This is a genomic window from Citrobacter enshiensis (assembly GCF_029338175.1).
In the GTDB taxonomy this organism is placed as follows: Bacteria; Pseudomonadota; Gammaproteobacteria; order Enterobacterales; family Enterobacteriaceae; genus Citrobacter_D; species Citrobacter_D enshiensis.
The window spans coordinates 4,081,333-4,096,758 of record NZ_CP119862.1; the positions used below are offsets into that span (position 1 = coordinate 4,081,333).

At 52.5% G+C, this 15,426-nt stretch carries 14 protein-coding genes and 1 pseudogene; 4 read left to right on the plus strand and 11 right to left on the minus strand.

The window, feature by feature from the left end; all coding sequences use genetic code 11:
• Nucleotides 1-137 precede the first annotated feature (137 nt).
• The 7 genes and pseudogenes from rihC to P2W74_RS19405 form a co-directional block, all read right to left on the minus strand.
• The gene (gene rihC, locus P2W74_RS19375; RefSeq protein ID WP_276292884.1) at nucleotides 138-1,052 is read right to left on the minus strand and encodes a ribonucleoside hydrolase RihC; all 915 of its coding nucleotides are present in this window, start codon (nucleotides 1,050-1,052) and stop codon (nucleotides 138-140) included.
• A gap of 66 nt (nucleotides 1,053-1,118) precedes the next feature.
• Nucleotides 1,119-2,069 (minus strand): 4-hydroxy-3-methylbut-2-enyl diphosphate reductase, encoded by a 951-nt coding sequence (gene ispH, locus P2W74_RS19380; protein WP_276292885.1) that lies wholly within the window; start codon nucleotides 2,067-2,069, stop codon nucleotides 1,119-1,121.
• Nucleotide 2,070: 1 nt separating this feature from the next.
• A complete protein-coding gene (fkpB, locus tag P2W74_RS19385) occupies nucleotides 2,071-2,520 on the minus strand; it encodes an FKBP-type peptidyl-prolyl cis-trans isomerase (RefSeq protein WP_203358975.1) in 450 nt (149 codons plus the stop codon).
• Between the two features lie 184 nt (nucleotides 2,521-2,704).
• Nucleotides 2,705-3,202, minus strand: a complete 498-nt coding sequence (lspA, locus tag P2W74_RS19390) for a signal peptidase II (RefSeq protein ID WP_276292886.1) — start codon at nucleotides 3,200-3,202, stop codon at nucleotides 2,705-2,707.
• Entirely contained in the window at nucleotides 3,202-6,018 is a 2,817-nt protein-coding gene (gene ileS, locus P2W74_RS19395) for an isoleucine--tRNA ligase (protein ID WP_276292887.1), read from the minus strand. Before ileS ends, lspA begins: the two co-directional genes overlap by 1 nt.
• A 32-nt stretch (nucleotides 6,019-6,050) precedes the next feature.
• Entirely contained in the window at nucleotides 6,051-6,989 is a 939-nt protein-coding gene (gene ribF, locus P2W74_RS19400; RefSeq protein ID WP_276292888.1) for a bifunctional riboflavin kinase/FAD synthetase, read from the minus strand.
• Between the two features lie 7 nt (nucleotides 6,990-6,996).
• A pseudogene (locus P2W74_RS19405) lies at nucleotides 6,997-7,211 on the minus strand (DUF2575 domain-containing protein).
• Between the two features lie 105 nt (nucleotides 7,212-7,316).
• Between P2W74_RS19405 and rpsT the strand changes: the two are divergent.
• Nucleotides 7,317-7,580, plus strand: coding sequence for a 30S ribosomal protein S20 (gene rpsT / locus P2W74_RS19410; protein ID WP_003018940.1), 264 nt, complete (start codon nucleotides 7,317-7,319; stop codon nucleotides 7,578-7,580).
• 73 nt (nucleotides 7,581-7,653) lie between these two features.
• On the opposite strand, the gene nhaR is transcribed toward rpsT, so the two are convergent.
• The 4 genes from nhaR to dnaK form a co-directional block, all read right to left on the minus strand.
• Nucleotides 7,654-8,553 carry a transcriptional activator NhaR gene (gene nhaR, locus P2W74_RS19415; RefSeq protein ID WP_276295230.1) on the minus strand — a complete coding sequence of 300 codons (900 nt, stop codon included), beginning with the start codon at nucleotides 8,551-8,553 and terminating at the stop codon, nucleotides 7,654-7,656.
• A 68-nt stretch (nucleotides 8,554-8,621) separates the two neighbouring features.
• Nucleotides 8,622-9,788: a Na+/H+ antiporter NhaA gene (nhaA, locus tag P2W74_RS19420; protein WP_276292889.1), complete on the minus strand. Its 1,167-nt coding sequence runs from the start codon at nucleotides 9,786-9,788 to the stop codon at nucleotides 8,622-8,624.
• Between the two features lie 205 nt (nucleotides 9,789-9,993).
• Nucleotides 9,994-11,127: a molecular chaperone DnaJ gene (gene dnaJ, locus P2W74_RS19425; RefSeq protein WP_276292890.1), complete on the minus strand. Its 1,134-nt coding sequence runs from the start codon at nucleotides 11,125-11,127 to the stop codon at nucleotides 9,994-9,996.
• An 86-nt stretch (nucleotides 11,128-11,213) separates the two neighbouring features.
• Complete coding sequence (gene dnaK / locus P2W74_RS19430) at nucleotides 11,214-13,130, minus strand: molecular chaperone DnaK (RefSeq protein ID WP_192611009.1); 1,917 nt, start codon at nucleotides 13,128-13,130, stop codon at nucleotides 11,214-11,216.
• Between the two features lie 394 nt (nucleotides 13,131-13,524).
• On the opposite strand from dnaK, the gene P2W74_RS19435 reads away from it, so the two are divergent.
• The 3 genes from P2W74_RS19435 to satP all read left to right on the plus strand — a co-directional run bounded on the left by P2W74_RS19435 (nucleotide 13,525) and on the right by satP (nucleotide 15,400).
• Nucleotides 13,525-13,929, plus strand: coding sequence for a DUF2541 family protein (locus P2W74_RS19435; RefSeq protein ID WP_276292891.1), 405 nt, complete (start codon nucleotides 13,525-13,527; stop codon nucleotides 13,927-13,929).
• Nucleotides 13,930-13,970: 41 nt separating this feature from the next.
• On the plus strand, nucleotides 13,971-14,684 hold the full coding sequence (gene msyB / locus P2W74_RS19440) for an acidic protein MsyB (RefSeq protein WP_276292892.1): 714 nt from the start codon (nucleotides 13,971-13,973) through the stop codon (nucleotides 14,682-14,684).
• A 149-nt stretch (nucleotides 14,685-14,833) separates the two neighbouring features.
• On the plus strand, nucleotides 14,834-15,400 hold the full coding sequence (gene satP, locus P2W74_RS19445) for an acetate uptake transporter (protein ID WP_203358981.1): 567 nt from the start codon (nucleotides 14,834-14,836) through the stop codon (nucleotides 15,398-15,400).
• Nucleotides 15,401-15,426 lie beyond the last annotated feature (26 nt).

Here is a 15,426-nt window from a genome sequence, read left to right on the forward strand (position 1 = left end):
TCAGATTAACCAGCGCGCTGCCGCACCGCTAGCCAAAAACGTCGATAATTAGAATTTAATGATAAACAGGGTGAGATATCAGTAAAAGGCATGATGCATCGGAATAAGTCGCACCATACCGTTATATAGACTTGGATTTACGGCGCCAATGCCAGCACGTCTGCAACCCACTGCTGGAAACCAATAGCATCGATATCGAGGGCGACCTGCGCATTTGCCGGTCTGTTCATCCGTCCCTCAATATCCACAACGGTTGTTCCGGCGGTATATTCCCCCTGAGTTTCTACCGCGACGAAGCACGGCTTGACGGTAAACAGATCCGGGCGAACCAGCCAGGCAATGGCGCACAGGTCGTGCATCCGCACGCCAGTGCTCATTGTTCCGCTGCGATAGTGACTGAACAGGGCGTGCAGCATCTTTCCGGTACGATTCAGAGTGGGTAACGCGTCCAGATACTCCGGCGTCAGCATGGCCTGATTCGTGACATCCAGCCCGCACATCACAATCTCTATTCCACTCTGGAATACACAGGCGGCAGCTTCCGGGTCGACAGCGATATTAAATTCGGCATTAGGGGTGAAGTTCCCCCGCCCGGCAGAACCGCCCATAATCACCAGACGGCGAACATTGAATATGCATTCTGGGTAATGCTTCAGCAGCAGCGCGATGTTTGTTAACGGGCCAATCGCGACCAGGGTGACCGGTTCAGGCGCACTCATTAACGCATCACGAATAGCGATAAAAGCCGGTTTCGCCAGCGGCTGTCGGTTATGCGCGACAAAATCATAACCTTCCATACCGGATTCACCATGAACATAGGCCGCGTCGCGCAGTGGACGCAATAATGGCGTGGCAGCTCCCTGCGCCAGGGGAACATCGGCATTCCAGAAATGCAGCAGTTGCAGGGCGTTACGGGTAGTTTTCTCCACGGAGACGTTACCGGCGACCGTGGTCATCAATTGCAGGTCAAGCTGAGGGGCAAACAGCGCAGCGGCAATCGCCGCGGCATCATCAATACCTGGATCGGTGTCGAGAATAATGGGTAGGCGCATATTTCCTCCATAAAAAAATGCCAGACATCGAGTCTGGCATCTTCTCATAATCATCACGTGCAAGATTTACTCTACTTCACGAACATCCACTCGCAGCTCTTTCGGCACTTCAAAAACGATGTTCTCTTCACGACCTTCCAGCGGAATCGCTTCGCCGCCACCAAGCTCCTGCAAGCGCGAAATGACATTTTGTACCAGAATATCCGGTGCGGAGGCCCCTGCGGTGACGCCAACGCAGGTCGCATTCTTGACCCACGTTTCCTGGATATCGGTCGCATCGTCGATAAGAAACGCCGCTTTCCCCATTCGCTGCGCCAGTTCAGCCAGACGGTTGGAGTTTGAGGAGTTCCTGGAACCGACCACCAACACCACATCGGCCTGTTCAGCCAGCGCACGCACCGCTTCCTGACGGTTAGTCGTCGCATAGCAGATATCGTCTTTGCGCGGCCCGACGATTTTCGGGAATCGCTTACGCAGCGCATCAATAACGTCTGAGGTGTCATCCACGGAAAGCGTGGTTTGCGTCATAAAGGAGAGTTTGCCCTCATTTTTGACATTCAGCGTCCAGACATCCTCTGGCGATTCGACCAGGTACATCCCCCCTACCGGGTTGCTGTACTGACCCATCGTACCTTCTACTTCCGGGTGCCCCGCATGGCCAATCAGGATCGACTCTTCGCCGCGACGGCTGGCGCGCGCCACTTCCATATGCACTTTCGTTACCAGCGGACAGGTCGCGTCAAAGACCGTGAGATCGCGGCTTTTCGCCTCATTACGTACCGCCTGAGAAACGCCATGGGCAGAGAAAATCAGGATCGCGCCATCCGGTACTTCGCTGATTTGCTCAATAAAAATCGCCCCACGCTCACGGAGGGTGTCCACCACATAACGGTTATGCACCACTTCGTGACGAACATAAATTGGCGCGCCGTAAATCGCCAGCGCGTTTTCAACAATGCTGATAGCGCGGTCTACACCCGCGCAAAATCCGCGCGGGTTGGCCAACAGGATCTGCATTTTACGCCTCCAGTGCCGGATCGACTTCCAGCACTTCAATATCAAAATGAACGATACGCCCTGCCAGCGGATGGTTGAAATCAACGGTGATGGAGTCGCCATTAATTTCGCGGATCACGCCAGGCATTTCACTGCCGTCCATTGCGGTAAAGAGCATAATTGCCCCGATCTCGGGTTCGCCCGCGTCCATAAATTCCCGACGCGAGAAATACTGAATCAAATCCGGGCTCGGTACGCCAAAAGCGGCATCCGGCTCCAGAGAAAACGTGGTTTTTTCGCCATTTTTCAGGCCAAGAAGATGCTGCTCCAGTCCTTCAGACAGAGAGCCATCACCCAGGCGGAATAGCGCAGGTTTGCCGTTATTGCGGGTCGACTCTGCGGTGGAGCCATCGTCGAGCTTTAAGGTGAAGTGCACCAGCACCGCACTGTTACTCTGTACTGATTTAGACATGCAGGTTGCTCTTTAAAATTGCTGCCGCCTGTTTGCCCGGTGGCGCTACGCTTACCGGGCCTACAAGGATTGCGATATATTGTAGGCCGGATAAGGCGTTTACGCCGCCATCCGGCACAGGTTTGCCTGATGGCGCTACGCTTATCAGGCCTACAGCACCTGATAAGCGCCATCCGGCCATTTTTTATGCGGCTTTTTTCTCTTTCGAAGGCAAAAAGCCTTCCAGCACAATCATTGCCGCGCCGACACAAATTGCGGTGTCCGCGAGGTTAAACGTAGCGAAGTGCCAGTTACCGACGTAGAAGTCGATCATATCGACCACGAAGCCATGCCACAAACGATCGAATAAATTGCCCAGCGCGCCGCCAATAATCAACGCATAAGCAATGTTATTCAGCTTTTGCGAAGCCTTTGTGCGATACATCATCACCATCAGGGTAACGCAGATACCAATCGCAATACCGGCGAAGAACCAACGCTGCCAGCCACCACTATCGGCAAGGAAACTGAACGCCGCGCCGTAGTTACGCGCATAATGCAGATTAAGCGATGGGAACAGCGACACCGTATCCCCCAGAGCAAAATTCTGGAGGATCAGGTATTTGCTGCCCAAATCGATAATCAGCACGACCACCACCAGCCACAGCCAGCGCAGTCCTGTTGAACAGATAGGCTTACTCATCAGGCAAACTTACGTTGTTCGCCATCACCGGCGATATTGCTGACACAGCGTCCGCAGATGTCTGCGTGTTCCGCCACCTGGCCGACATCAGTCGTGTAATGCCAGCAACGCGGGCACTTATCACCCTCGGCTTTGCTCAATACGACCTTCAGCCCTTTCAGCAGTTCGCTTTGCTGTGCATCAGCAGGCGCACTTGCATACTCCGCGACGGCTGCGCCAGAGGTCAACAGGACAAATCGCAATTCGTTGCCCAGGGCAGTCAGCTTCGCGGCCAGTTCTGGCTCGGCATACAGCGTCACCGCTGCTTCCAGAGAACCGCCCACTTTCTTGTCCGCACGTGCCTGTTCGATGACTTTGTTCACTTCGCCGCGCACTTTCAGCAGCTCGTCCCAGAAGGCGTCGTTCATGACTTCGGCATCAGCCAGACCAAACAGTCCCTGGTACCATTCACCGGTGAAAACGTATTTCTCGCGATCGCCCGGCAGGTAGCCCCAGATTTCGTCCGCCGTGAAGGACATGATCGGCGCCATCCAGCGTACCAGTGCTTCTGCAATGTGGTACAGGGCCGTCTGACAGCTACGACGCGCCACGCTGTCTGCTTTCGCGGTGTACTGGCGATCTTTGATGATGTCGAGGTAGAACGAGCCCATTTCAACGGAGCAGAAACGCATCAGGCGCTGTACCACTTCGTGGAAATCGTAGGCTTCATACGCTTTCAGGATGTCTTCCTGTGCGGCTTGCGCACAGCCAACCGCCCACCTGTCCAACACGACCATCTCTTCCGGTTTCACCATGTCTTTCACCGGATCGAAACCGTTCAGGTTCGCCAGCAGGAAGCGCGCGGTGTTACGGATACGACGATAGCTGTCGGCAGCACGTTTCAGGATCTCGTCAGAAACGGCCATTTCACCGGTATAATCGGTAGATGCCACCCACAAACGCAGGATATCCGCGCCCAGTTTGTTCATCACATCCTGAGGAGAAACGGTATTACCGATGGATTTGGACATCTTGCGACCCTGACCATCCACGGTAAATCCGTGGGTCAGTACCTGGCGGTATGGCGCTTTGCCTTTCATGGCGGTGGAAATCATCAGAGAAGACATGAACCAACCGCGATGCTGGTCAGAACCTTCCAGATACATATCCGCAGCGTGACCCGCAAACTCAGGACGCACATCCACGACGGAAGAGTGGGTGGATCCGGAGTCAAACCAGACGTCCAGCGTATCCGGCACTTTCACATACTGGTCAGCGTCATCGCCCAGAATCTCTTTCGGGTCGAGATCCCACCAGGCCTGAATGCCGTCAACTTCAACGCGCTTCGCCACTTCTTCCATCAGTTCGATGGCACGCGGGTGCAGCTCTTCGGTGTCTTTATGCACAAACAGAGACATCGGCACGCCCCAGGTACGCTGACGGGAGATACACCAGTCAGGGCGGTTCGCGACCATAGATTCGATACGTGCCTGACCCCAGTCCGGGATCCACTGCACGCCTTTAATCTCTTTTAGCGACTGCACGCGCAGGCCTTGCTGATCCATGCTGACAAACCACTGCGGCGTCGCGCGGAAGATGATCGGCGACTTGTGACGCCAGCAGCACGGATAGCTGTGCTGCATTTTTTCTACGTGCAGCAGTGCGCCTTTTTCAGTCAGCAATGCAACGACAATATCGTTTGCTTTGAATACGTTAACGCCATCCAGCGTCGGGTAAGTACCCGGAAGATATGTGCCATCCGGGCCAACAGGGTTAGCGACTTCCAGACCGTATTTCTGGCCAATCACATAGTCGTCAGGGCCGTGGCCCGGTGCGGTATGAACGGCCCCGGTACCGGCATCCAGCGTCACGTGATCGCCAAGGATAGCCGGGACGTCGAAGCCCATAAACGGATGGGTAAAGCGCAACAGTTCCAGTTCCGCACCTTTTACCGTGCCAAGGATGCTGTAGTTTGCGGCGCCAATACGCTGCATCACGCCTTCAACCAGATCTTTCGCCAGAATCAGCGCCTGATCGTCAATCTGTACCAGCGCATAGTCGAAATCAGCCGCCAGAGAAATCGCACGGTTAGCAGGCAACGTCCACGGGGTTGTGGTCCAAATAACCAGTGAAATCGGGCCGTTCACGGCAGTGACGCCGAATTTTGCTTTCACGGCATCCTGAGAGGCGGCGTGGAAAGCCACATCGATAGATGGAGAGGTTTTGTCGTAATACTCAACTTCCGCTTCCGCCAGGGCGGAACGGCAGTCTACGCACCAGTGCACCGGCTTCGCGCCTTTGTGCAGATGGCCGTTACCGATGATTTTACCCAGCGCACGAATGATGTTGGCTTCGGTTTTGAAGTCCATGGTCAGATACGGATGCGACCAGTCACCCAGCACGCCCAGGCGGATAAAGTCATTACGCTGACCGTCAACCTGCGTCGCCGCATATTCACGGCACTTCGCGCGGAACTCCGCAGCGGTGAACTTCTCGCCCGGTTTACCGTATTCCTGCTCAACTTTCAGTTCGATGGGCAGACCATGACAGTCCCAGCCCGGAACATAAGGTGAGTCAAATCCCGTAAGCCCTTTGGACTTCACGATAATGTCTTTCAGAATCTTGTTAACTGAGTGACCAATATGAATACTGCCATTCGCATAAGGAGGGCCATCATGCAGAATGAAGGTTTTTTTGCCTTTTTTGGCCGCACGAATGATGCCGTACAGGTCATCATCAGTCCAACGCGCCAGCATTCCCGGTTCGCGTTTGGCGAGATCGCCACGCATTGGGAACCCTGTTTCCGGCAAATTCAGGGTTGATTTATAGTCACTCATCAGATTCTCGTTTCCGTATTTTTCACGTAGGCTTACGCCGGGTTTGATAGCCCAAAAAATTCGCGGGCCGTTAACTCATCACGCGCGATCTGCGCTTTCAACTCATCAAGAGAAGCGAACCGCTGCTCATTGCGTATCTTTTTACGCAGTATTACATCTATATGGCGACCGTAGAGGTCCATTGCAACGTCCAGCAGATGCACTTCCAGCTGTTGACGCACGCCCGCCACCGTTGGGCGAGTGCCAATGTTAGCAACGCCGGGTAACGGCTTGTCGCCAAGGCCCATCACTTCAACCGCATAGACCCCTTTCACCGGGGAAACCTGACGACGCAGCGGTAAATTCGCCGTCGGGAAACCGATGGTACGCCCTAACTCATCGCCGTGGACAACGCGCCCGGAGATGGTAAAGGGGCGTCCCAGTAAACTTTCAGCGAGCGACAGGTTGTCTTCTGCCAACGCCTGGCGCACAGCAGTACTGCTGATTCGCACACCGCCTTCACAGAACGTCTGGGTGCTGGTGATGTCAAAACCATATTCAGCGCCCGCTTTCTGTAATAACAAGAAATCGCCTTCGCGACCAGCGCCAAAGCGGAAATCGTCGCCAATGGCAAGAAATTGTACGCCGAGACGCTTCACCAGCAGATCGCTGATAAACATTTGCGCCGTGAGCGCGGCAAACCGTCGGTCGAAACGCACGCACAGCACGTATTCGACGCCACACTCTGCCAGGTAACGTAGTTTTTCCCGTAGACGGGTCAGACGCGCAGGCACCTTTTCAGTCGCAAACAGCTCCAGCGGCTGCGGCTCGAATATCATGACCATTACCGGTAAACCACGCCTGCGCCCTTCTTCCTGCAAGCCTTGCAGCAACGCGCGATGGCCACGGTGCACACCGTCGAAATTACCAATGGTCAGCACACACCCATGTGGGGCCTGACTGAGATTATGTATGCCGCGTATCAGCTTCATGTCTGGCTCAAAACAGTGAAAATCGCCAAAGTATACCTTGTACAGCGGTCAAGGTTAACCGGCGATTGATGCAGCGAAACATAAAGAGGTTTGTTTTCATTGTTATGGCCAAATCAATACAAAAAACTGGCCGCCCTGTTCAATTTTTATCGCGGAAAAGCTGTATTCACAGTCCGCAAGCTGGTAGAATCCTGCGCCATCACTACGCAACGAGTGCTGCAATATTAACGGCGCTTATTTGCACAAATCCATTGACAAAAGAAGGCTAAGAGGGCATATTCCTCGGCCTTTGAATTGTCCATATAGAACACATTTGGGAGTTGGACCTTGGCTAATATCAAATCAGCTAAGAAGCGCGCCGTTCAGTCTGAAAAGGCTCGTAAGCACAACGCAAGCCGTCGCTCTATGATGCGTACTTTCATCAAGAAAGTATACGCAGCTATCGAAGCTGGCGACAAAGCTACTGCACTGAAAGCATTTAACGAAATGCAACCAATCGTGGACCGTCAGGCTGCTAAAGGTCTGATCCACAAAAACAAAGCTGCACGTCATAAAGCTAACCTGACTGCACAAATCAACAAACTGGCTTAATCGCCTGAGTGTTGAAGCTTTGTGAAAAAACCCGCGCAAGCGGGTTTTTTTATGTCTGTCTGGCAAACAAGCCTTATTTGTTCGCAGGGGCAAAGAGCGCGCTGTAATTCGTATTACAGATTCGCTGTACCGCAGGATGCTGAATCATCCTCTCCGCAAAAATGGCATGGTACTCTTCCATGACATTCTCTACGCGCCCGATTTCAACAATCGAATCGTCTGCATAAAAATCATTCGCATAGAGCGTTGGCGCCACAAAAATCGCATTGTGAGTAGCGCCAAATGCCTTCATCAACGCCGCATCATCGAACTCTCCCAGAATTTCAACGTTTAACCCCTGGGAGTTAATCCAGTTCAGCAATTTACGTCCCAGCATTGAACGGCGTCCGGGAATCAACACCCGGCGTTCCTCCAGGCATGCAGGAAACGTTTTTTCGGGGAGCGGATGGGTACACCAAAAGCTAACGCTGCATTCGCCAATCTTCACGGAGAAGAGTCCTTCCTGCTGCGTGGAGTCTATCGGGCAGTCAGAGATGATCATATCCAGCTTATGCTGGCTCAGTTGTTCAAGTAACATCTCATGCGTAGATTCAAAGCACCGCAGGTGGATCTGTTCTCCCTCAGCCACAGCGGCATCCAGCACGCTGCTGACCAGACGTTTGGAAAGCGCATCCGCCACGCCAACGTCAAACAGCAGGTTTGACTCTTTGCGGTAATTCACAATATCCAGCATCTCCTGGCTAAGCGTGAACATTTTATCCGCATAGCGAAAAACCAATTCCCCTAATTCGCTGGGCTCCAGACCACGCCCCTTTCGCTTGAACAATTTTCCCTGTAAACGCTCTTCAAGGGCTTTAATCTGACCGGTAATGGTTTGTGGGGTCAGATACAACGCCTCTGCTGCACCAACAACAGAACCTTCTTTATAGACATGCCAGAAGTAATAAAGATGGTTGTAATTAATATGAGGCATGCTCATTTCTCTCCCTGAACAATGTCGCAAAGGGAGCCGCATGTGGCTCCCTTGTCATTCCACGCCCGTTAAACAGGCGCATTTAAGCGGGCACGAAGCCAACTATAACCCACAATCGCCGAGAGCAACGATCCGATCAGAATTCCCAGTTTTGCCCAGTTAATCAGCTCAGGATCGACACTTCCAAATGCCAGGCTGGCGATGAAAATCGACATGGTAAATCCGATACCGCACAAGATCCCGACGGCCATAATCTGCTGGAAGTTCGTGCCTTCCGGCAATTGCGCCAGTCTGAGACGCAGAGCCAGCCAGCAGAACACGCTGATACCCAGCGGTTTACCGATTAACAGACCCGCAATAATCCCCAGCGGGAGCATGGAGGTCAGTCCGTCCATCGTCACGCCCTGCAACGAAACACCGGCATTGGCAAAAGCGAACAGCGGCAGAATCAGATACGCCACCCATGGATGCAAAACATGCTCCAGACGTTTAGCTGGAGAGCGGCCGTGCTTCTCCTTGAGTGGAATGAAGAAGCCGACAATCACGCCAGCAAGCGTTGCGTGTACACCAGACTTCAGTACCGCTGTCCACAACACCACACCCACCAGAATATAGATACCGGTACGCCTTACCCCACACATATTCAGGGCTGCCAGCACCAGAATCGCAAACGCGGCAACACCTAAAGAAACCACGGAAAGGTCGCTGGTGTAGAACAGCGCGATAATCACAATAGCGCCCAGATCGTCGATAATCGCCAGCGCCATCAGGAATATTTTCAGCGCCAGAGGGACACGGCTCCCCAACAGCGCCAGCACGCCCAGAGCAAAAGCGATATCGGTTGCCGCTGGAATGGCCCACCCTTCACGTGTAATGGGGTCAGCGTAGTTAAACGCCAGATAGAGCAGCGCCGGGACAACCATCCCCCCAATGGCGGCAATGATCGGGAAAGCCGCCTGACGCAAACTGGCCAGTGAACCTTGCATAAGTTCACGTTTGACCTCAAGCCCGACCAACAGGAAAAACACCGCCATCAGTGCATCATTGATCCACAACAGCATGTTTTTATTGATCTCTAACGCGCCGACTCGCAGTTGTACCGGCGTTTCCAGAAATGCGTGATACCAGCCACTGGTCCACCCCAGGTTCGCCATCAACATAGCCAGCGCGGCGGCAATGATAAGAATGATGCCCCCAGAGGCATCGCTACTAAAGAAACGGTGTAGATGTTTCACTTTTTATTCTCTCAATCAGGTGAATACTTCGTAATTACTATATTAACCTGCATGATCGATCGTTAAAATTAGATTATTTATGATAAACAATTCGGTTTTTACGATTAAATGAAGTCTTACGCTTTGCCGAATTATATGAATACGTTTAATAAAAAAGGCCTGAGATTTTTCAACCCCAGGCCCTTGTCCGATCTCATGCAACCAACTAGCGGGTCAAATCATCAAAGAATTTTTTCACGCCGTCGAAAAAGCTTTTTGAACGCGGGCTGTTTTTCTCGCCCGTTGGACCACCAAAGCTATCCTGCAGATCTTTCAACAGTTGCTTCTGCTTGTCATTCAGGCCTACCGGCGTTTCGACGACGACACGGCACAGCAAATCACCCTGTGCGCCACCGCGAACGGACTTCACGCCTTTACCGCGCATGCGGAACAATTTGCCGGTCTGCGTTTCGCCAGGCACCTTCAGCTTCACACGGCCATCCAGCGTTGGGACTTCAATCTCACCGCCAAGCGCCGCCATTGCGAAGTTGATTGGCACTTCACAGTACAGGTTGTTACCTTCACGTTCGAAAATTGGGTGCTGTTTTACCTGCACCTGAACGTACAGATCGCCTGCTGGCGCGCCATGCTCACCTGCTTCACCTTCACCAGAAAGACGAATGCGATCGCCTGTATCCACGCCTGCCGGGATTTTCACCGACAGTGTTTTGCTCTTCTCAACGCGACCGTGACCGTGGCATTTGTTGCACGGATCTTTGATCAGCGTACCGCGGCCCTGACAGTGCGGACAGGTCTGCTGTACGGCGAAAAAGCCCTGGCGCATTTGCACCTGACCAGAACCATGACAGGTTGGACAGGTCTGCGGCTGGGTACCTGATTTCGCACCGCTGCCGTGGCAAACATCACACTCTTCCAGCGTCGGAATACGGATCTCTTTGGTGACGCCACGCACGGCTTCTTCCAGAGTGAGATCCATGTTGTAACGTAAATCAGCACCACGTGAGGCGCGCTGACGGCCACGACCGCCGCCAAAGATATCGCCAAACACGTCACCAAAGATATCGCTGAAGTCAGCCCCGCCGCCAAAACCGCCGCCGCCGCCCATACCGCCTTGCTCAAACGCAGCATGGCCGTACTGATCGTACGCCGCGCGTTTTTGCGCATCGGTCAGGATCTCGTAGGCTTCTTTGATCTCTTTGAATTTGGCTTCGGCCTCTTTATCACCCTGGTTACGGTCCGGGTGAAATTTCATGGCCAGGCGCTTGTAGGCCTTTTTGATTTCACGCTCTTCCGCTGTTTTGGAAACGCCTAAAATCTCGTAATAGTCTTGCTTAGCCATCTCTTTTTATCTGCCCCTAACATGCGTGCACGGGCGGAGAGGAAACCTCTTCGCCCGTGCCAGTATTTTACCCGTTCAAAGGGCGATTATTTTTTGTCTTTCACTTCTTCAAACTCAGCGTCGACAACATCGTCATCTTTCGCGTTGTTTGCAGAAGCATCAGCTGAACCAGCCTGCTGCTGTGCATGCTGCTGCTGAGCGATTTCCATCAGCTTCTGGGAAACCTGCGCCAGCGCCTGCATTTTCGCTTCGATGTCTGCTTTATCTTCGCCTTTCAAAGACGTTTCCAGCGCAGTCAGAGCAGATTCGATAGCCGTTTTGTCGTCAGCTGGCAGTTTATCGCCTGCTTCTTCAACCTGCTTGCGAGTGCTGTGCAGCAGATGGTCGCCCTGGTTGCGGGTCTGAACCAGCTCTTCAAACTTACGGTCAGATTCTGCGTTCGCTTCTGCTTCGCGAACCATTTTCTGAATTTCTTCTTCGTTCAGACCAGAAGACGCTTTGATGGTGATCTTCTGCTCTTTACCGCTGTTTTTGTCTTTCGCGGAAACGTGCAGGATACCATCGGCATCAATATCGAAGGTCACTTCGATCTGCGGCATACCGCGCGGTGCTGGGCTGATGCCATCCAGGTTAAACTGACCCAGATCTTTGTTATCTGCGGCACGTTTACGTTCACCCTGCAGCACGTGGATGGTTACCGCAGACTGGTTGTCTTCAGCGGTAGAGAACACCTGGCTGTGCTTGGTCGGGATGGTGGTGTTTTTGCTGATCAGCGCCGTCATCACGCCGCCCATAGTTTCGATACCCAGAGACAGCGGGGTAACGTCCAGCAGCAGTACGTCTTTCACATCACCAGTCAGTACACCACCCTGAACAGCTGCACCGATTGCAACAGCTTCGTCCGGGTTAACGTCTTTACGCGGTTCTTTACCGAAGAACTCAGCAACTTTCTTCTGCACCATCGGCATACGAGTCTGACCGCCGACCAGGATAACATCCTGAACGTCAGAAACAGACAGACCAGCATCCTGCAGAGCAACTTTCAGCGGCTCGATGGAACGGTTCACCAGGTCTTCTACCAGGCTTTCCAGTTTCGCACGGGTCACTTTGATGTTCATATGTTTCGGACCGGTCGCGTCTGCAGTGATGTACGGCAGGTTCACGTCGGTCTGCTGCGCAGAAGACAGTTCGATTTTCGCTTTTTCTGCGGCTTCTTTCAGGCGCTGCATTGCCAGCGGATCGTTGCGCAGGTCAATGCCCTGATCTTTCTTAAACTCGTCAACCAGGTAGTTGATCATACGGCTGTCGAAATCTTCACCACCCAGGTGGGTATCACCGTTGGTTGCCAGTACTTCGAAGGTTTTTTCGCCGTCAACTTCGTCGATTTCGATAATAGAGATATCGAAAGTACCGCCACCGAGGTCATATACCGCGATAGTACGGTTGCCGACTTCTTTATCCAGACCGTATGCCAGAGCAGCTGCGGTTGGTTCGTTGATGATACGTTTGACTTCCAGACCTGCGATACGACCGGCATCTTTAGTTGCCTGACGCTGAGCATCGTTGAAGTAAGCAGGTACGGTGATAACCGCTTCAGTTACCGGTTCGCCCAGGTAATCTTCAGCCGTTTTCTTCATTTTCTTCAGCACTTCAGCAGAGATCTGCGGCGGTGCCATTTTTTGACCTTTTACGTCAATCCATGCATCACCGTTGTCAGCACCGATGATTTTGTACGGCATGATGGCTTCATCACGCTGTACTTCTTCGTCCTGGAAGCGGCGACCAATCAGGCGTTTAATCGCAAACAGGGTGTTTTGCGGGTTTGTCACTGCCTGACGTTTAGCCGGCTGACCAACCAGAGTTTCACCATCCTGGGTATAAGCAATGATAGAAGGCGTGGTGCGATCGCCCTCGGCATTCTCCAGCACACGTGCAGTAGTGCCATCCATAATCGCTACACAAGAGTTGGTAGTACCCAGGTCGATACCAATAATTTTACCCATCTAAACGTCTCCACTAAAAATTCGGTCATCATGTGGTTGTGAATCTGTAATAAGGGCGAAACGTGCGGTTTCAACTACCCTGAATCGTTTTTTTTCAGACTCACTCACTGCGGTTGACTACAAGATGGGGTCGTAACCCACGTCATCAAGGGGGGCGTGAAAATTTTTTTTGCAGCGAAGAAAAAATAAGCGCGAGAAAAGCACAATAAGACGACCGTTCTCCGGCCCGGAGAGTCTGTTTCCCTCGTCTAAATCATTCACAAAATAGATAATAAAAACATACCCATTTACGAAAAAATTGTAATAAAAAGAAAAGATTACACAACTGAATCGTTAAGCTGACGGCGTTACTATACAGACAGGGATCCCCCTGAACACGCCAGAGAGAAATGCCATGAGAACGACCCTATCGATTTCCGCCAGCTTACTTATGGGGCTACTGCTGGCCAGTACAGCCCATGCTAACGACCATAAAGTTCTGGGCGTCATCGCCATGCCCCGAAATGAAACCAACGATCTCGCGCTTAAACTGCCGGTTTGCCGCATGGTGAAACGTATTCAATTAACGGCGGATCACGGTGATGTACAACTGAGCGGCGCCTCTGTCTATTTCAAAACGCTGCACAGCGCCAGCCAGAGTCTGAATATTCCTTCCAGCATTAAAGAGGGGCAAACCACCGGTTGGATCAATATCAACAGCGATAACGACAATAAACGCTGCGTCGCAAAAATCACCTTCTCAGGCCACACGGTGAATTCTTCCGATATGGCTACGCTCAAAATCATTGGCGATGACTGACCTGATTCCTTTATTTCACCCATTGTAGAAGTTGAACAACCATGAATGTCACCTATCTGAATGACGAGGACCTGGATTTTTTGCAGCATTGCAGCGAGGAACAGTTAGCCAACTTTGCCCGCCTGCTTACCCATAACGAAAAAGGCAAAGCTCGCCTGTCGGGCGTCCTCAGCCATAACGAACTGTTCAAAGCCATGGAAGGGCATCCCGAGCAGCATCGCCGTAACTGGAAGCTGATTGCGGGTGAGCTTCAGCATTATGGCGGCGACAGCATTGCCAATAAAGTGCGGGGTCACGGGAAGCTGTATCGCGCAATATTGCTGGATGTCTCTAAAAGGCTAAAGCTCAAAGCGGATAAAGAGATGTCCACTTTTGATATTGAGCAGCAGCTACTGGAGAACTTTTTACGCAATACCTGGCAAAAGATGGACGCCGGACATAAGCAAGAATTTCTGCAGGCTGTTGATGCCAGAGTGAGCGAACTGGAAGAGCTGTTGCCGCTGTTAATGAAAGATAGCCAGCTGGCGAAAGGCGTCTCTCACCTGCTCTCCAGCCAACTAAGCCAAATCCTGCGCACGCATGCAGCCATGAATGTACTCGGTCACGGGTTGCTACGCGGCGTGGGCCTTGGAGGGCCAGTAGGCGCGGCATTAAACGGCGTAAAAGCCGTGAGCGGCAGCGCCTATCGCGTCACCATTCCGGCAGTACTGCAAATTGCCTGTCTGCGCCGTGTGATCAGCGTCACTCAAAAGTAATACGCTCACCAGGGGAAAAATACTTCATTTTACCCCTGGTAGATCATAGACAGCCCTCTTCCCCGTGATTATTATGCCGCGCCCCGAACTCATACTGCTTTTTCGGGGAAACTATTTCACCATTCAATCAATGATGATTTTGAGGAATTATGGGCAACACTAAGTTGGCTAATCCGGCGCCGCTGGGCCTGATGGGTTTCGGCATGACCACCATTCTGCTTAACCTGCATAACGTGGGTTTATTTGCTCTTGACGGTATTATTCTCGCGATGGGGATTTTCTACGGCGGTATCGCGCAGATCTTTGCCGGCCTGCTGGAATACAAGAAAGGCAACACCTTCGGCTTAACCGCATTCACCTCTTACGGCTCCTTCTGGCTGACGCTGGTCGCGATCCTGTTAATGCCGAAAATGGGTCTGACAGATGCACCCAATACGCAGTTCCTGGGCGTGTATTTGGGACTGTGGGGCGTGTTCACGCTGTTCATGTTCATCGGTACGCTGAAGGCTAACCGTGCACTGCAGTTTGTCTTCCTGAGTCTGACAGTGCTGTTTGCTCTGCTGGCTGTCGGCAACATCGGCGGTAATGCGGCGGTGATCCACTTTGCAGGCTGGGTGGGCTTAGTTTGCGGCTCCAGCGCCATCTATCTGGCCATGGGCGAAGTGCTGAACGAGCAGTTTGGACGCACCATTCTGCCTATCGGCGAAGCGCACTAATTTTTTAATATCCCCCCGACCGGGGG

Bases quoted from the DNA above. Each gene is read 5' to 3' on its own strand.
- rihC (WP_276292884.1), bottom strand. From the start codon at position 1,052: ATGCGCCTACCCATTATTCTCGACACCGATCCAGGTATTGATGATGCC.
- ispH (WP_276292885.1), bottom strand. From the start codon at position 2,069: ATGCAGATCCTGTTGGCCAACCCGCGCGGATTTTGCGCGGGTGTAGAC.
- fkpB (WP_203358975.1), bottom strand. From the start codon at position 2,520: ATGTCTAAATCAGTACAGAGTAACAGTGCGGTGCTGGTGCACTTCACC.
- lspA (WP_276292886.1), bottom strand. From the start codon at position 3,202: ATGAGTAAGCCTATCTGTTCAACAGGACTGCGCTGGCTGTGGCTGGTG.
- ileS (WP_276292887.1), bottom strand. From the start codon at position 6,018: ATGAGTGACTATAAATCAACCCTGAATTTGCCGGAAACAGGGTTCCCA.
- ribF (WP_276292888.1), bottom strand. From the start codon at position 6,989: ATGAAGCTGATACGCGGCATACATAATCTCAGTCAGGCCCCACATGGG.
- nhaR (WP_276295230.1), bottom strand. From the start codon at position 8,553: ATGCCTCATATTAATTACAACCATCTTTATTACTTCTGGCATGTCTAT.
- dnaJ (WP_276292890.1), bottom strand. From the start codon at position 11,127: ATGGCTAAGCAAGACTATTACGAGATTTTAGGCGTTTCCAAAACAGCG.
- dnaK (WP_192611009.1), bottom strand. From the start codon at position 13,130: ATGGGTAAAATTATTGGTATCGACCTGGGTACTACCAACTCTTGTGTA.
- P2W74_RS19435 (WP_276292891.1), top strand. From the start codon at position 13,525: ATGAGAACGACCCTATCGATTTCCGCCAGCTTACTTATGGGGCTACTG.
- msyB (WP_276292892.1), top strand. From the start codon at position 13,971: ATGAATGTCACCTATCTGAATGACGAGGACCTGGATTTTTTGCAGCAT.
- satP (WP_203358981.1), top strand. From the start codon at position 14,834: ATGGGCAACACTAAGTTGGCTAATCCGGCGCCGCTGGGCCTGATGGGT.